The 17,131-nt window shown below is 62.2% G+C and carries 13 protein-coding genes and 1 pseudogene; 6 read left to right on the forward strand and 8 right to left on the reverse strand.

Annotation, left to right across the window (positions count from 1 at the left end; translation table 11 throughout):
• Positions 1-24 precede the first annotated feature (24 nt).
• Positions 25-252: pseudogene (locus GGD40_RS37015) on the forward strand (ornithine cyclodeaminase); the annotation flags it as partial.
• A 46-nt stretch (positions 253-298) separates the two neighbouring features.
• Here the strand turns inward: GGD40_RS37015 and GGD40_RS24190 are convergent.
• Positions 299-781 carry a cupin domain-containing protein gene (locus tag GGD40_RS24190; RefSeq protein ID WP_179712381.1) on the reverse strand — a complete coding sequence of 161 codons (483 nt, stop codon included), beginning with the start codon at positions 779-781 and terminating at the stop codon, positions 299-301.
• A 162-nt stretch (positions 782-943) separates the two neighbouring features.
• Positions 944-3,127 (reverse strand): catalase/peroxidase HPI, encoded by a 2,184-nt coding sequence (gene katG / locus GGD40_RS24195; protein ID WP_179745356.1) that lies wholly within the window; start codon positions 3,125-3,127, stop codon positions 944-946.
• Positions 3,128-3,497: 370 nt separating this feature from the next.
• Between katG and GGD40_RS24200 the strand changes: the two genes are divergently transcribed.
• From GGD40_RS24200 to msrA, 3 genes are all read left to right on the forward strand, one after another.
• Positions 3,498-4,007 (forward strand): DUF1993 domain-containing protein, encoded by a 510-nt coding sequence (locus GGD40_RS24200; protein WP_179745357.1) that lies wholly within the window; start codon positions 3,498-3,500, stop codon positions 4,005-4,007.
• 319 nt (positions 4,008-4,326) lie between these two features.
• Positions 4,327-4,803 (forward strand): bacterioferritin, encoded by a 477-nt coding sequence (bfr, locus tag GGD40_RS24205; RefSeq protein ID WP_035558777.1) that lies wholly within the window; start codon positions 4,327-4,329, stop codon positions 4,801-4,803.
• Positions 4,804-4,980: 177 nt separating this feature from the next.
• The gene (gene msrA, locus GGD40_RS24210) at positions 4,981-5,490 is read left to right on the forward strand and encodes a peptide-methionine (S)-S-oxide reductase MsrA (RefSeq protein ID WP_179712373.1); all 510 of its coding nucleotides are present in this window, start codon (positions 4,981-4,983) and stop codon (positions 5,488-5,490) included.
• 147 nt (positions 5,491-5,637) lie between these two features.
• On the opposite strand, the gene GGD40_RS24215 is transcribed toward msrA, so the two are convergent.
• The 6 genes from GGD40_RS24215 to GGD40_RS24240 all read right to left on the reverse strand — a co-directional run bounded on the left by GGD40_RS24215 (position 5,638) and on the right by GGD40_RS24240 (position 14,940).
• Entirely contained in the window at positions 5,638-8,211 is a 2,574-nt protein-coding gene (locus GGD40_RS24215) for an ATP-binding response regulator (protein ID WP_179745358.1), read from the reverse strand.
• Positions 8,212-8,455: 244 nt separating this feature from the next.
• A complete protein-coding gene (locus tag GGD40_RS24220; RefSeq protein WP_179712369.1) occupies positions 8,456-9,307 on the reverse strand; it encodes a carbohydrate ABC transporter permease in 852 nt (283 codons plus the stop codon).
• Between the two features lie 10 nt (positions 9,308-9,317).
• Entirely contained in the window at positions 9,318-10,301 is a 984-nt protein-coding gene (locus GGD40_RS24225; RefSeq protein WP_179745359.1) for a carbohydrate ABC transporter permease, read from the reverse strand.
• 97 nt (positions 10,302-10,398) lie between these two features.
• Positions 10,399-11,652, reverse strand: a complete 1,254-nt coding sequence (locus tag GGD40_RS24230; RefSeq protein WP_035558792.1) for an ABC transporter substrate-binding protein — start codon at positions 11,650-11,652, stop codon at positions 10,399-10,401.
• A gap of 103 nt (positions 11,653-11,755) precedes the next feature.
• Complete coding sequence (locus GGD40_RS24235) at positions 11,756-13,774, reverse strand: beta-galactosidase (RefSeq protein ID WP_179745360.1); 2,019 nt, start codon at positions 13,772-13,774, stop codon at positions 11,756-11,758.
• A gap of 11 nt (positions 13,775-13,785) precedes the next feature.
• Positions 13,786-14,940: an ABC transporter ATP-binding protein gene (locus tag GGD40_RS24240; protein ID WP_179745361.1), complete on the reverse strand. Its 1,155-nt coding sequence runs from the start codon at positions 14,938-14,940 to the stop codon at positions 13,786-13,788.
• A 190-nt stretch (positions 14,941-15,130) separates the two neighbouring features.
• Between GGD40_RS24240 and GGD40_RS24245 the strand changes: the two genes are divergently transcribed.
• Both GGD40_RS24245 and GGD40_RS24250 read left to right on the forward strand, forming a co-directional pair.
• The gene (locus tag GGD40_RS24245) at positions 15,131-16,162 is read left to right on the forward strand and encodes a LacI family DNA-binding transcriptional regulator (protein ID WP_179745362.1); all 1,032 of its coding nucleotides are present in this window, start codon (positions 15,131-15,133) and stop codon (positions 16,160-16,162) included.
• A gap of 186 nt (positions 16,163-16,348) precedes the next feature.
• Positions 16,349-17,125 (forward strand): flagellar brake protein, encoded by a 777-nt coding sequence (locus GGD40_RS24250; RefSeq protein ID WP_179745363.1) that lies wholly within the window; start codon positions 16,349-16,351, stop codon positions 17,123-17,125.
• Positions 17,126-17,131 lie beyond the last annotated feature (6 nt).

The raw sequence follows: 17,131 nt of genomic DNA on the forward strand, positions 1-17,131 counted from the left end.
TGAGCATTTAGCCATCAGGTTATGGCCTACGCGACCATCATCACGCCCGACCTGGTCGAACCCGGCATGCACATCGACGCGGTAGGCGGTGATTGCCCAGGCAGGACGGAACTGCATGCGGACATGTTGCGCGTGGGACGCGTGTTCGTCGAATACGAGCCGCAAACGCGTATTGAAGGCGATATCCAGCAACTGCCCGCCGATTCGCCTGTCGTCGAACTGTGGCGCGTGCTGCGCGGCGAAATGGCCGGCGGCTCGGTGCGTTGCATGCTGGCGGGCATTCATCTCGCGCAGCGCCCTAATCCGGCATGCCGTCATGGTCCCCGAGCGGTCGGCTCGGCCAGTCCGTCCACTGATCCGTGCGCGTCTTCAGGTGCGCCTCATTGAGCGGATAGTGAATCAGGTTGTCGGCGCGCGGACGCTCGCCGATCACCATCAACCTGACTTCTTCTTTTGTATTGTTGATGAACGTATGGCAAATCCCGGTGCCCGACGGAAACCCCACCGAGTCACCCTCGACCAGCGGATGAAGCACGCCGTCGATCCACACATCCGGTGTGCCGTGCAGCACGTACACAAATTCCTGCTCGGTACTTTCGCAGTGCGGATACGAAGACCGCCGCCCCGGCAAAAGCCGCACATGGTGAATACCAATGCGCGAAATGCCCAACGCTTCGGATAGCGGCGAGTCGATCGCCATCAGCTCGTCAGAGCCTTGATAGGAATGCGCGTGGGGTTCTTCCAGTTCGGTCCAGTGTTTGATGAATTCCGGTCGCCGCATCTTTTGTTCTCCTGGGGGACGAGCGACGATGATAGCGGCTCACCGGAACACCGCCCGGCGCGCCAATAAAAAAACGGCTGATCCTACGATCAGCCGTTTTTGCTTCGGCATAAGACCGCTACGGTCTATCGCCCATCACAACAGTCCACGCTTACGCCAGCTTTACGCCAGGTCGAAGCGGTCGAGGTTCATCACCTTGCCCCAGGCCGCGACGAAGTCGTGCACGAACTTGCCCTGCGCATCCGAACTGCCGTACACCTCGGCTACGGCACGCAGTTGCGCGTTCGAACCGAAGATCAGATCGACGCGCGTGCCGGTCCACTTCAACGCGCCCGTAGCGCGATCGAAGCCTTCGAACACATCCTTCTCGTCCGATACCGGCTTCCACTCCGTACCCATGTCGAGCAGATTGACGAAGAAGTCGTTCGTCAGCGTTTCCAGACGCTTCGTGAACACACCGTGCTGGCTCCCGTCGTAATTGGCGTTCAACACACGCATGCCGCCCAGAAGCGCGGTCAGTTCCGGCGCGGAGAGCGTCAACTGTTGCGCCTTGTCGACCAGCAAGGCCTCGGCCGTGATGGTGTATTTGCTCTTCAGGTAGTTGCGGAAACCGTCGGCGATCGGTTCGAGCACGGCGAAAGACTCGAGATCGGTCTGTTCCTGCGACGCGTCCATGCGCCCCGGCGAGAACGGCACCGTAACCGTATGCCCGGCGTTTTTCGCGGCCTGCTCGACACCCGCGCAACCGGCCAGCACGATCAGATCGGCCAGCGACACGCGCTTGCCACCGGACTGCGCGCTGTTGAACGCGCTCTGGATACCTTCCAGCGTCGTCAGCACGTTCGCCAGTTGAGCCGGCTGGTTCACCTGCCAATCTTTTTGCGGTGCAAGACGAATGCGCGCGCCATTCGCGCCGCCGCGCTTGTCGGAGCCGCGGAACGTGGACGCCGACGCCCAGGCCGTCGACACCAGTTGCGACACCGGCAGTCCCGACGCAAGCACCTTGCTCTTCAACTCGGCGACATCCTGCGCGTTGATCAATTCGTGATTGACCGCGGGGATCGGGTCTTGCCAGATCAGCTCTTCCGTCGGCACTTCCGGGCCGAGATAGCGCGCGAGCGGGCCCATGTCGCGGTGCGTCAATTTGAACCACGCGCGCGCGAATGCGTCGGCCAGTTGATCGGGGTTCTCGTAGAAGCGTCGCGAAATTTTTTCGTAAGCCGGATCGAAGCGCAACGAGAGGTCGGTGGTCAGCATCGACGGCGTGCGGCGTTTCGTCGAATCATGCGGATCCGGCACGGTGTCGACGCCGGCGTCGCCCTTCGGTTTCCATTGATGCGCGCCGGCCGGGCTCTTGGTCAATTCCCATTCGTAGCGGAACAGGTTTTCGAAGAAGCCGTTGCCCCACTGGGTCGGCGTGGTGGTCCAGATGACTTCCAGGCCGCTCGAGATCGCATCGGCGCCCTTGCCGGTGCCGAAGGTGCTCTTCCAGCCGAGCCCCTGATCTTCGATGCCGCCCGCTTCCGGTTCGACGCCGACATGCGACGCGGGACCCGCGCCGTGCGTTTTGCCGAACGTGTGACCACCGGCGATGAGCGCCACCGTCTCTTCGTCGTTCATGGCCATGCGCGCGAACGTCTCGCGAATATCCACGGCCGCCTTGAGCGGATCCGGGTTGCCGTTCGGGCCTTCCGGGTTGACGTAGATCAGGCCCATCTGCACGGCACCGAGCGGATTTTCGAGGTCACGCACGCCGGTGTAGCGCTTATCGCCACCAAGCCACGTGGTCTCGGAACCCCAATACACGTCTTCGTCCGATTCCCACACGTCCTGGCGGCCGCCGGCGAAACCGAAGGTCTTGAAGCCCATCGATTCCAGCGCGACATTGCCCGTCAGCACGATGAGGTCGGCCCACGAAATCTTGTTGCCATATTTCTGCTTGACCGGCCAGATCAGCCGGCGTGCCTTGTCGAGGCTGACGTTGTCGGGCCAGCTATTGAGCGGCGCGAAACGCTGCTGACCGGAACCCGCGCCGCCACGGCCGTCGCCGGTGCGATAGGTGCCGGCGCTGTGCCATGCCATGCGAATGAAAAACGGCCCGTAGTGACCGAAGTCCGCCGGCCACCATTCCTGCGAGTCGGTCATCACCGCCAGCAGGTCTTTCTTCACGGCCGCGAGGTCGAGGCTCTTGAACGCTTCCGCGTAGTTGAAGTCCTTGTCCATCGGGTCGGACAGGGACGAATGTTGATGCAGGATCTTCAGGTTCAGTTGATTGGGCCACCAGTCCCGATTCGACGTACCACTGCCTGCGGTATGGTTAAACGGACACTTCGCTTCAGTCGACATGCGCTTGCTCCTTGGATCGTTTGTGCTCTACGACTCGGCCTGTGTGGGGTACAGGCAATGCGGCCTTGCTCACATCGTAGTGTCAGGGGACTCCGGGCGGAAATAGCTTTAATTGATGGCGACGCATCAAAAAAACTAAGGCCGGGTCCGCATGACATAGTTAGGCCGCACAATGGTAATCTTCCGGCGCTTTATGCGCTCGTCCGGTGCCAGGAAGACGCCGTGAAGGTACCGTGAAGGTGCCATGACTGTCGACGCATTCAGCTTTTGCCGAGCCGCGCTACACGAGCCCGCTCGTTTACCCGCCCCCTACTCCTGGCCGATGCGGCATTTCCCGCGCCGGCCGCCAACCTCGATTGAAAGAGTAATCATGACGAATTCCATGTACAGCGCATCCGTTCCCGTTTTCAAGCAGATGCTGACCGCGTTGTCCGAGGTGCTGAAGAAAGCCGAAGCCCACGCGACCGAACGCAACATCGAGCCGAACGCATTGCTGCAGGCGCGTCTGTTCCCGGACATGTTCCCGCTCGTGCGCCAGGTGCAGATCGCCGCCGACTTCAGCAAGGGCGTCAGCTCGCGCCTCGCCGGCGTGGAAGTGCCGTCGTGGCCCGACACGGAAGTCACGTTCGCCGACCTGCAAGCGCTGCTCGCCAAGGCGTTGACCTACATCGGCACGCTCGACGCCGCGCAATTCGAAGGCTGCGAGAACAAAGAAATCGTGCTGCGCCCCGGCACGCCGAAAGAGAAGAAGCTGGTAGGCAGCGCCTATCTGCAAAACTACGGCCTGCCGCAGTTCTTCTTCCACGTCACCACGGCATACGCGATTCTGCGTCACAACGGTGTCGAGATCGGCAAGCGCGACTACATGGGTTCGTACTGATCGTCGATGCGTGAGCCGGGCGAGCCGCTGCATGGCGTAGCGGCCGTTCGGCCTGACAAGCCGAGATCGTGCGCGCGGGATGAGGCTCCCGATTGCCTTCAGACACCGATACCCTACCGACGCGACAACGATTTCAATTCTCATTCTGAGCATCGCGTGCGTGATCCACTAAGCTGGTCTAACCGGTCCGAGGTACGCGCGCGAATCGCGGCAATCCTCAGACCAGCCGCCGACAACTCATTAGAACGATTGACCCGATAAAGCGCCGAGCTCGACGCGGCGTTTCCTGAACGTTTCCCGAACCCACCAGGGAGGCTGTATGCAAAGCGATCCAAAGGTCCTCGAATACCTGAACTCGCAACTCAAGAACGAATTGACCGCGATCAATCAGTATTTTTTGCACGCACGCATGTATCGGCACTGGGGACTGGAAAAACTGGGCAAGCACGAGTACGACGAATCGATCGGCGAGATGAAGCACGCCGATCTGCTGATCAACCGTATCTTCATGCTCGACGGATTACCTAATTTGCAGGACCTGCACAAACTGCTGATTGGCGAGGAAACGAAGGAGATTCTCGAATGCGATCTGAAGCTTGAACGGATCTCGCAGTCGACGTGCAAGGAAGGCATCGCCTATTGCGAATCGGTGCGGGATTTTATTTCGCGCGAGATTCTTGTGCATATTCTCGATGAGACCGAAGAGCACATCGACTGGCTCGAAACGAATCTCGATCTGATCGACAAGGTCGGCATTCAGAATTACCAGCAATCGGGCATGGATTCGCCGAGCTGAGAGAGTTGATTGCGTCCGTCATCCGATGGCTGGAGCAGCTCGATCCCGGCACGCACCGCCGGATCACCCGCTGCGAGCGCGGCGCCAATCCGGTATCGTATCGTCCGATAGACGGCGAGCCGGTTCGCCGACGCGTTGCGCACCGCGTGGCGCGACGCCATCCAAGGAGAGATTGAAATGACGACGCAAACCGAAACCGCCCTGCTGGCCGGCGGCTGCTTCTGGGGCATGCAGGAGCTCCTGCGGCGCTACCCCGGCGTGCTGTCGACGCGCGTGGGCTACACGGGCGGCGACGTGCCGAACGCGACTTACCGCAACCATGGCACGCACGCGGAAGGCCTCGAGGTCGTGTTCGACCCGAGCCGGATCAGCTATCGCCAGATCCTCGAATTTTTCTTCCAGATTCACGATCCGACCACGAAGAACCGTCAGGGCAACGACGTCGGCATGAGCTATCGCTCGGCGATCTTCTATCTCAGCGACGAGCAGAAGCAGGTGGCGTTGAAAACGGTCGCGGATGTGGACGCTTCCGATCTGTGGCCCGGTAAAGCCGTCACCGAAATCGTGCCCGCCGGCCCGTTCTGGGAAGCCGAACCGGAACACCAGGACTACCTGGAACGCAATCCGGGGGGTTACACGTGTCACTTCATCCGGGCGGGTTGGAAGCTGCCTACGGCGTCGGCTTAGAGTGCCGGTCGGCTGATGGCGTGCGTTTGTGCAGCGCGCCGTCGGTCGGCATCACCGGACAGCAAGGTCGCGCGTAGCCCGGACGCCGATCCGGCGTTGCGTCGCAGCATGACGACCGTCCGGTCGTCATGCTGCGATCGATCCCGATCAGTCGTTTATGGCATCCCGATGATCGCGGGGCGCTTTCACCGAAGCAAAATAGGCCTGCAACGCCGGCGCCGAACGATTGCTCAACGAGCCGATTCGCGCCAGCCAATCCGCCTCCACGGGCCACTCGCCTTCCACCACGCGCGGGTAAATCTGCCGCACGAACTGATGCAGCGCCTTCGCACCGATATTGCCGCTGACACCGAGCAGGATATGCAACGCGCCATGCGTGGAAGCGAGGTCGCGGGCCGCGACACTGACCGCGAGCCGCGCCACCGTCAAGCTGATCTGATCGATACCGTTGAGGAACGTCTGATCCAGCAGATCGAGCGCCACCAGTTCCTGCAGGTGCTTCTCGTCGAGCAACGGCCCTTCCTTGAGCGGCACGGGCCGGGCGGCCGACGCCTCCGGCAGAGGCGCCGGCTCCACGCGACCCGGCGCATTTGCGACGCGGTACTGCGCGAACTGCCTGGACAGCGACGCGTACAGGGAGCCGATCTGCACCGGCTTGATCATCACCTCGTTCATACCCGCGGCGAGGCACCGCTGCACGGCTTCCATATCGGACTGACTGGTCAGTGCCACGATCGGCACCCGGGCATACGGGTCGGTGCGCACGCGAATCAACGCCGTGGTTTCCACGCCGCCCATGCCCGGCATGTTCATGTCCATCACGATGGCGTCGACCGCGACGCCTTCGTGCAAACGCGCCAGCACCGCGCGCCCATGGTCCGCCTCGACGACGCTCGCGCCGCATCGCTTCAGATAGCCCTTGACCAGCGACCGGCTGTAGACGTCGTCGTCCGCCACCAGAATCGTCTTGCCGACGAACCCGTCGAAACTTTGGCTCGGATGATGCCGGCTGCCGCTCTCGAACAGCTTCTGAAGCACGCCGATCAATTCCACCATGCTGCTGGCTTTATTGACCAGTTCGTCCATCCCGGCGCGCCGCGCCAGCACGCGCGCGAGGTTGCCCGGCTCCACGGTGTAGGCGGCGATCAGTACGTTGGCGTTCGGATTCTCGTGGTCGGCACGGATTTTTTCGGTCGTCGTGTAGCCGTCCAGCACCGGCATGTTGATGTCCATGAGCACGAGGTCGAAGGGCGTTGACTGAGCCAGTCGCGTCAGCGCCGTTGCGCCGTCCGCCGCTTCGCTCACGTCCGCGCCGACCCTCAGCAACGCGCGCCGCACCCTGTCGCGCTGGGTGGCGTCGTCGTCGACGATGAGAACGCGCTTGCCGTTGAAAAACGGCGTGGCGCGCTCGAAAATCCGCCGCTCATGGTCTGCGAGCTCGCGCTCCGAGACGAGTGGAAACTGCAGCGTGAACTGCGTGAATTTGCCCACCTCCGAACGGCAGCCAATCGTGCCGCCGAACGCGCGCATGGCCCGTTGACAGTAGGCCAGCCCGAGGCCCGCGCCCACCGGATCGCCCGTGGCAGGGAGTGCGTCGAAAAGATGCGGCAGAAGCTCGGACGCAATGCCGGAACCGGTGTCATGCACCATGACCGTTTGCCGGTCGACCGTCAGCGTGAGCGTCGCGACCGGATCCGCCCCCATGTGATGCAGCGCGTTCTTGATCAGATTGAACAGCGTGAACAGGTAGACCGTCTCGTCGACCTTGACCGTGAAATCGTCCAGCACCACCAGCCTGACCTTGGTGCGCTCCTTCTGATCGGCGAAGCCGTACTCGTCCAGCGCTTTGCGCGTAGCCGCCGCGGCGCTCACATAGGTGAACTGATCCGGGCTGATGGGCCACGCGCTGACGTCGTCCAACGTCGTGTCGATAATGCGCAGCCCGCGATCGACCGACGACTGACCGTGCGCGAGATGCCGGTACAACACCGCCGCCTTGTCGGGCGACAAAGCCGGCGCCGGGTTCGCCTCCGTGGCGGCGGGCAGCGTTTCTTCCACGCGGTCCAGCACATGCCTCAACTGGCTGAGCGGATTGCGCATTTCATGGGCGATCGAACCGGCGAGTGCCCGTCGCGCACCCTGCCTGGCCTGCGCAACGGCCCCCTTCACATTGCAGTAACTGAACGTGATACCGGCAAAAATACCGAATATATAAACCGGCAGATACGTATAGATAAACAGATGCGCATCGACATAAACGTCTTGCGGCACGAAGATTCTGGCGCACAGAACGGCCAGCCCAACGCCGGCAATCAGATTGATTGCCAACGCTGCGAATGACGGAAAGATGGCGATCAGGAAAAACATCATGCCCAATTCGGCCATGGACCAGACCATTGAATAATGGCTGGTCAGCAGGTAATACGTGAAAAAGAACGGCAGCGAATACGCGACCGTTACAAAGTAATACCACGGCAGGAAACGCACCACCGAAGCCGGCCAGAAGCGACGCAACAGCAGCAACGCACAGGAGACGGTGCCGAACGCCCGCATCAGCAGGCTTTCGTTGGGCTGAGGATCGACGAACGTCCACCACAGCCAGTACACCGGATGTCCGATCGTACCGATCACGCCCACCGCCAACACGCTGTAGTCCGACACCCTGGCGGAGTCGGTCACCAACCGGTTGAGATAGCGGATGCCCCCTGAAATGGCTCTCATGTTGCTCTTTATCTTGATCTTTTCAGCCTCGGAATTTGAAGCTGCTTACGTTGAATGGCATGCTGGCGCTGCCAACCGAGCATACCACTCTGTCCCCGCGTTGCACCGTGGGTTAACTAACGCGTCCACCGCGAGCCGCGAAGCTCGCTTTTTTTGCTCGAAAAAAAGCCCGCTTTCGCGGGCAACCTTCTCCATCCCTCACCAGGAATCCCGCCAGAGGCGCGTTAGGCCGTGTTAGCCCGCGTCATCCTTTTGTCGCGCCAAATGTCAAACCCGCCACGAAATGCTTCTGCATGGCAAAAAACATGGCTACCGAAGGCAACGCCGCCAGAATCGATCCCGCCGACACGAGATTCCAGGCCGTGGTCCACTGTCCTTTCAGCGCGGCGACGCCGACGGTGATCGGTGCGGCGTCATCGCCCTGGGTCAGGCAGAGCGCCCAGAAGTAGTCGTTCCACACGAACGTGAAAACCAGAATCGCCAACGCCGCCAACGCGGGCCGAATCAACGGCAGCACGATCTTGAAGAACACCGTCCACTCATTGGCGCCTTCGATCCGCGCCGCCTCGACCAGTTCAAACGGCAACTGCTTGATGAAATTGCGCAGGAACAGCGCGCAGAAGCCGGTCTGAAACGACACATGAAACAGAATCAGCGCGCCGACGGTATTGAACAGGCCAAGCTGTAACGACAGATCCCGCACTGGAATCATCAGCACCTGCACCGGCACGAAATTCCCCGCGACGAACGTCGCGAACAGGGCCGAATTGCCGCGAAACCGGTAGATCGCCAGCGCGAATCCCGCCATGGCCGCCAACGCGATCGAGCCCACCACGGCGGGCACCGTAATCAGCACGCTATTCCAGAAGTAATGCAGCATCGGCGAGGTGGTCAACGCTTCGCGATAGTTGTCGAGCATCGCGAAGTGCTTCGGCCAGCCCCAGTAGTTGCCTTCGCTCAACTCTTCGGTGGAACGCACCGAGGTGACGAGCACGGCGATCATCGGCAGCAGCCAGATCAGCAGCGCGAGCGGCAACGTGAGTTTGTAGACGCGGCGTGTTGCCGGCTTCCATTTGTCGATCGGGATCGGAAACATGGTCGGCTCCTTATTGCTCGGCGCGCAGCATCCGCCGCAAGTGATAAACGATGTAGACCAGCATGATGGCGAACAGCACCACCGCCACCGCGGCCGAATAACCGATGCGGTAGTACTTGATCGCCTGGTCGTACATGTAATACGCGAGCACGGTCGAACTTTCGAACGGGCCGCCGCCTGTCATCACCGAGATCAGATCGAAACTGCGCAACGCGCCGATGATGGTGACGACGATCGCCATGAACGTGGTGGGCCGCAATTGCGGCAGGATCACGTGCCACAGCATCGACCAGCCGCGTGCGCCTTCCATTCGCGCGGCTTCGATCTGCTCGGCGTTCAGCGACGTCAGGCCGGTCAGGTAAAGAATCATGCAATAGGCGGTTTGCGGCCACAGTGCCGCGAACACGATGCCGAGCGTGGCATAGCGCGGATCGCCGAGCACCGGTACACCGTGACCCAGAATCACGGCGAGCAAACCGAAGGTCGGGTCGTAAAACCACGAGAAGATCAGGCCCACTACCACGCCCGACAACACGAACGGCGCGAAGAACAGCGACTTGACGATGCGGATGCCGGCCACGGCCTGATTCAGATACAGCGCAACGGCGAGGCCCATCGGCGGCGCGAGCAGGAAGAGCAGCAACCAGATCACGTTGTTCTTTAGCGCCGTGTAAAACGTCGCCGTGTGGAACAACTCCACGTAATTCGCGAGCCCGACGAACGACGGGTCGGTCATACCGTCCCAGTTGAAAAAGCTCAGGCGGATGGTCGACAGGATCGGCCACACCACGTAAATGGCGACCATCACGCACGCGGGCGCGAGAAACAGAAACGCGGCACGGCCTTGCCGACGCGCGGTCGGCGAAGGACGGCGGCGGCGCTTAGCGGCTTGCGAGCCGCCGCGTGCGGCACCGCCGGCCGCGGGCGAGCCCGGGCCACCGGTTTCAGTAGAGCCGCCGATAGTGTGGCGGGTGACGGATTGCGACACGATCATTCTCCTGTCGACCCGAGTTAGCGCTTTAGCCCTGACTCGGGTCCCACGCACTGGTGCGTTCGATCACGACAAACGGCGGCCTCACGGCCGCCACCGCTCACTTCTTGTAGATCCGCTTACGCGTCTGCTCGAGTTGCGCGAGAACGTCGTCGAGTTTCGAAGGATCGGAAATGAACTGCTGCATCCCCTTCATGCCTTCGTCGGCCATTTCCTTCGTCATATCGCGATCGTAGAACTGCGCAATGCCGCCCTTCGTATTCGCGAGAATCTGGAAGCCGATCTTGGAGATGGGATCTTCCGGCTCCGGCGACTTGCTGTTCGCCGACAACGAGCCAAGCCCGATCGCCAGTTTCGCGCCGATCTCAGGCGTTTCGACGAAAGCGAGGAACGTGTGCGCGTCGGCCTTGTTCTTCGCCTTCGACGGGATATGCAGCGATTCGACCGGACCGTCTTCGGCAGTCGGCACTTTCGCGTCGATGATCGGGAACTGGAAGTAGCCCATGTCCGGCTTCACGTTCGGCGGGAAACCCGCGGTGATGAACGTGCCCATCAGCATCATCGCGGCCTTGCCCTGGAACAGGAACGGCTGCACCGAATCCAGATCGTACGACAGCGAGTTGTCGATGAAATAGCCGGCATCGATCAACTGCTTCCACGTCGTGTAGACCTTCTTCACGCGCGGATCGGTGTACGCAATGTCACCCGCCATCAGCTTCTGGTGAAACGCATTGCCGTTCAGACGCAGGTCGAGATAATCGAACCAGCCGGCGAGCGTCCACGAATCGCGGCCCGCCACGGCGATCGGCGTGATGCCCGCGGCCTTCAGCTTCTTGCAATCGTCGAGGAACTGGTCCCAGGTTTTCGGTTCACCGGCGATGCCGACCTTCTGGAACAGGTCCTTGCGATAGAACATGCCCCACGAGTAGTACACGGTCGGCGCGGCGTACTGCTTGCCCTTATACGACGAGGCTTCTTTGGTCGACGCGTACATGTCGTTCCAGCCGTTCTTCGCCCAGTCGCCGCTCAGGTCTTCGAACAGACCGCGCTGCGCGTAATACGCCATGCGTTCGCCGTCATGCCAGTTGACGATATCGGGCGCGACGGTCGAAAGCCAGCCGGGCAACTGGACCTTGTACGCTTCCTCATCGACGAACGATACCTTCACGTCGATGCCGGGATGCGCTTTCTTGAAGTCGTCGATCACCGACTGCCACACCGCGCGCTGGCTCGCGCCCTTGAATGCGATGTTGGCCGTCAGTGTGCCCGCCTGCGCCGTACTGACGACGGAGGTCCCCGCAGCCGCCGCGGCCAGCGCGAGTGCCAACAGAATCTTGCGTGGTTTCAGCTTCATGTTGCCTGTCTCCTTTTATGCCTTGATTTTGCGTCGTTGTATTTACTGCGTGGAATCCTGCCGGTCAACGGTACTCGTCAGCGGTACTCGCGCGTGTTACGTGTTACGTCTTAACGTTCGACCGGTAGACGGTCACGCCTTGCGGTTCTATCTCGCGTGAGCCGACTACGATGGAATGTTCGTCGATATCGCCGAGCGTGTACGCGTCGTCGCCATAGTTGAACACATAGGTCAGCGCGCCGCGTCGGCTAAAGCGCACGCTGTCGCCGAGCCACATCGTTTCGAGGCCTGCCTGCTGGGCGATGCGCGAGAACAGCCGGGTGGTCAGCGCATCGTCGAACAGGCTCGCGAGGTAGTGAAACGCGCCGCTTCGTACATACGCCGGCTGGCCATCCGCAAACTGGGCGAGCACGTCGAACGACGCGCCGGCATTGGCGTCGGCGTCGGCTTCGATGAAATCGCGCCAGTGCCGCGCGAAGCCATCGGCCCGGCTCGCTTCGTGGTTCGCTTTGCCGCTATCGTTGAAACGCACCGCTTCGGTCACGTTCGGCCGCATCGATTCGACGCGCCAGACCCGCAGCGGCAACACCGAAGCCAGCGCGCCCGGCGGCAAATTGGCGGGAATCTGCAGGTCCGCGGTCTTCGAGCCGGTGCGCGGCCCGAACACCACCTGCGCTCCCGAGCTTGCCAGCCGCGCGACCAGATCGTCCGGCACCACCGGCAGCGGCGGCACGACGATCATCCGGTAGCCGTCGAGCGGCGCATCGACCGGCACGACATCGACGTCGAGCCCGAGCGCGCGCAGCGCCGTGTAATACTCGAACGCAAAACGGGGATAGTGAAAGTCCGCCCCTTGCGGATGAATCTCGAACAGCCACTTCGCCTCGTAGTCGTAGACGAGCGCGACGGTCGAGCGAATCGCGGCGTTGGCGTCGGCATCCGCCGCGAGCACCGTGCGAATTTCGTCGGCCACCCGCGCCGCTTCGTTGCCACCGACATCGAGCCGGTTGTCCGGCGTGTTCAGCCCGGCATGCATCTGCTCCTGCGCGAACGGCGCCTGACGCCAGCGAAAATACGACACGCAACCCGCGCCGTGCGCGAACGCTTCCCAACTCCACAGGCGCACCATGCCCGGCAGCGGCGCCGGATTCCACAGCGCCCAGTTCACCGGACCCGGCTGCTGCTCCATCACCCAGAACGGCAGCTTCGACATGCCGCGATACACGTCGTGATTGAACGACGCAAAGTCGGGATGACCGCTGCGCAGCCAGCGCGCCTTCACGTCCGGCGCGAACCATTGTTCTTCGAGCGCGCCGAGCGGATAGCTGTCCCACGACGCGACGTCGAGATCGGCGGCAACCTTGTAGTGATCGAACTCGGTGAAGAGCTGCATGAAGTTATGCGCGACCGGCCGCCCCGGCGAATGCGCGCGAATAATCTCGACCTGCATGCGGTTATAGCGCGCGACTTCGTCGGACGCGAAACGCCGGTAATCGAGGCGATGCGACGGATGCGCTTCGGTCACGGTCGCGACCGGCGCGTCGATCTCGTCGAAGCTGCGGTACTCCATGCTCCAGAACACCGTGCCCCACGCGCGATTCAGCGCGTCGACGGTTTGATATTTCGCCTTCAGCCATTCACGGAAGCGCCCCACCGCCGCCGGCGAATAACTCACCACCGTGTGATGGCAACCGAATTCGTTATCCGTTTGCCAGTACGCGACCGCCGGATGCTTGCCGTAACGCTCGGCCACCGCCGTGCAGATCTTCTCGGATGCAACGAAATACGACGGCGACGAGAAGTCGTAATGACGCCGTGAGCCGAACGCACGCGGACGCCCATCCGCGCCGATCGGCAAGATATCCGGATGACGGTCGATCAACCACTTGGGCGGCGTCGCGGTCGGCGTACACATGACGACCTGCAAACCGGCCGCGCCGAGCACGTCGATCGCGCGATCCAGCCAGCCCCAATCGTATTCGCCGGGCGTGGGCTCGATGCGGCTCCACGCGAATTCGGCGATCCGCACCTGTTCGATGCCGAGGGCTTTCATCCGGCGAGCGTCGTCTTCCCACATCGACTCCGGCCAGTGTTCCGGGTAATAACAGACTCCAAGGCGCATCCGAATGTCCTCTATGCGTAGTGTTCGACGGATTCGAGCGAAGCGGCGGCAAAGCCGTCTTCGGTAAACAAATGGCAAGCGGCACGGGGCACGCGCAAGCGCGCCTCGTCGCCGGGCACGAGGCGCGTATCGCCCGGCGCTTTGGCGATCAGCGCGGCGCCGCCGGGTTGATCGAGGTGGACGTAGCTGTGTTCGCCGAGCTGCTCGATGAGCGAGACGGTGCGGGTCAGGACGGCGGCGTCGTTGGCGGCGGAGGACGCGTCGAGCAATTCCAGATGCTCGGGGCGCACGCCGAGCGTGACCGGCTGCGCGGCTTGCAGGCCTTCGCCGCTTACCGGTACGTGGACGTTTTCGCCGGTGTCGTCGAGCGTCACGAGCACGCCTTGTGGATCGATCGACTGCACGCGTCCCGGCAAGAAATTCATGCGCGGCGAGCCGATGAAACCAGCGACAAAGCGGCTCTTCGGGCGGTGGTACAACTCGAGCGGCGCGCCGATCTGCGCGATGCTGCCGTAGCGTTCCGTGTCCTTGCCGGCGTGCAGCAGCACGATCTTGTCCGCGAGCGTCATCGCTTCGATCTGATCGTGCGTCACGTAGACCACGCTGGCTTTGGCGAACTGCTTATGCAGCCGCGCGATTTCGATGCGGGTCTGCCCACGCAGCGTGGCATCGAGATTGGACAAAGGTTCGTCGAACAGAAACACGCCGGGCTGCCGCACGATCGCGCGGCCAATCGCCACCCGTTGCCGCTGACCGCCCGACAACGCTTTCGGCCGACGGTCGAGCAACGCCTCCAGTTGCAGGATGCGCGCAGCTTCGCGCACCTTGCGGTCGATTTCGTCTTTCGGGGTTTTGGCGAGCTTCAGGCCGAAGGCCATGTTCTCGAACACGGTCATGTGCGGAAACAGCGCGTAGCTCTGGAACACCATCGCCACGCCGCGCTGCGCGGCGGGCACGTCGTTGACGAGGCGTCCGTCGATCGAGAGGTCGCCGTCGGTGACGTCTTCGAGGCCGGCGATCATCCGCAGCAAGGTCGACTTGCCGCAGCCGGATGGGCCGAGAAATACGCAGAACTCGTTCTCGCCAATCTCGAGATCGACGTCGCGGATCACTAACGCGCCGTCGCCATACGCCTTCTGCACGCCTCTTAACGAAATGCTCGCCATCGCATCGACTCCGTGATTTAATCGGCTCGAAGTCGGAGATTAAGCGCTTAATCAGCAAACCCGAAAAAATCGATCGCGAGCGATCGTTGGGTCTTGCCTGTCTCCGATATCGTTTGTTTATGAGACAGATGGTGCCGCGCCTTGTGCCTCGATGCAAATGCCGGACACCCATCCCACATATTGAAAAACCATGCCCACACTCAGCGAAGTCGCGCGTCATGCCGGCGTCACCCCTGCCACGGTGTCCAACGTGCTGCGCAATCGCGGCCGGGTCGGCGCGCAAACCCGCCAGCGGGTGCTCGATGCCGTCGACGCGCTCGGTTATCGTCCGCACCTCGCCGCTCGCGCGCTCGCGGAGGGTCGCGCGCCAACGCTCGCGCTGATGGTGTCGAGCATCGCGAATCCGTTCTATCCGGAGTTCGCGCTGGCGGTCGAACGCGCGGCGCGCACCAGCGGCCACTTCGTGATCATCTGCAATACCAACGAAGATCCGCAGACCGGCCGCGCGTATCTCGACCAGATTGCCGGCACGCTGTCCGAGGGCGTGCTCGTGACGAACGCGAACCTCGATTTCGCCGACCTGCATACCACCGAAGCACGCGGCACGCCGGTCGTGCTGTGCATGTGGGAGCGGCCCAACGAGCCGCCCGGATTGCCGTGCGTCGCGGTGGATTTTCGTCTGGCGGGCGAGTTGGCCGGCGCGCATCTGCTGGCGCTGGGGCATCGGCGGATCGGCGCGATTGTCGGCAGCAAGGCGTCGGGGATTCACGCGGCGCGTTATCAGGGTTTTGTCGATGCGCTGCACGCGGCAGGCGCGCCGAAAAGCCCCGTCAAACATGCGCTCGATACGATTCAAGGCGGCTACGACGCCACCCGCGCGCTGCTCGAAGCCGATCCCAAGCTCACCGCGATCTTCGCGACCAACGACTTGCCCGCGCTCGGCGCAATGCATGCCGCCGCGGATCTCGGCCTGCATGTGCCGGACGACCTGTCCGTGATCGGCATCACCGACATTCAGCTCGCGCGCGAATCGCGTCCCGCGCTGACTACGGTGGCCGTCCCGACCGTCGAAGTCGCCGAGCTCGCGGTGTCGTTGTTGCGCGAGCTGATCGAGTCGTCGTATGGCCAGGCAGGACGCGGCGCGGCAAACGTGCCGATGCGGATTTCGTCGCCACCCGAACTGGTTGTGCGTGCCTCCACCGGCGCGCCGCGTCCGCGCTGATGTGGCCGTAACGCCTGCGTGCGCGTTACGTAGCGAACGCTGCATACGGTTCTAAAGCCGGTCAGGCCCATTCGACGAAAACCCAAACGGCACAAGGCTTTGCGGCCATCTCCCTCCGCTCTCCATGCAGTTGGCACGGTCTCTGCAATAAGACAGGCCAAGGTCACCACACGCATGGATACTCAAATGATCGCCGATCTTCAACTGGACGCCGACGTCGCCGAACCGACCCTCACTCGGACTTCGGATATCGATTGGACTTTCGCGCAACATCACCCGTTGCAAATCGCCGTTTGTCTGCGCAACCTGGTGGCGAATCAGGACTTCGTGACAGTGGAGTTCGGTGGCAGGCAGATCGTCACGCAACTGCTCGACGTCGACTCACGCAACGCGCGTTTTATCTTCGACGCGGGCAACGTCGCCGAAGACAATCGCGCCCTTCCCGGTGCACGCCAACTGATTTTTCGCAGTCTGCCGGGCGGCATCCGCACCGAGTTCACGACGCTCAACGCAACGCCGATCGTGTTCGACGGCCTGCCCGCTTTCGAGGCCGCCTTTCCGGCGCTGCTCTACTACGTGCAACGGCGCGAGTTCTTCCGCGTGCAGACGCCCGTGCTCGATCCGTACACGGCAAGCGGCGCTTACGTGGATGGCGGTTCTTTCCGGCTGGAGTTGCAAGATCTGTCGCTAGGCGGCATCGCGTTGAATACCGCCGACGAACGTTTCGGCTCGCTCGACGCCGGCACGATGCTGCGCGACGTCACACTGCAACTCGGCGGTTTCGGCACGCTGCGTCTCGACCTGGAAATCGTCGCGCCGCGTCGGCTGACCACGCCGAAGGGCGACCGGCGCTATGTGATCGGCTGCAAGTTCGTGCAGATGCCGGGGACGGCCGAGCGGACCCTACAACGTGTCGTCACGCAGCTTGAAACGAAGCGGCAAACACTCGCGCCGCGACGGTAAGTCAAA

The organism is Paraburkholderia bryophila (assembly GCF_013409255.1).
In the GTDB taxonomy this organism is placed as follows: Bacteria; Pseudomonadota; Gammaproteobacteria; order Burkholderiales; family Burkholderiaceae; genus Paraburkholderia.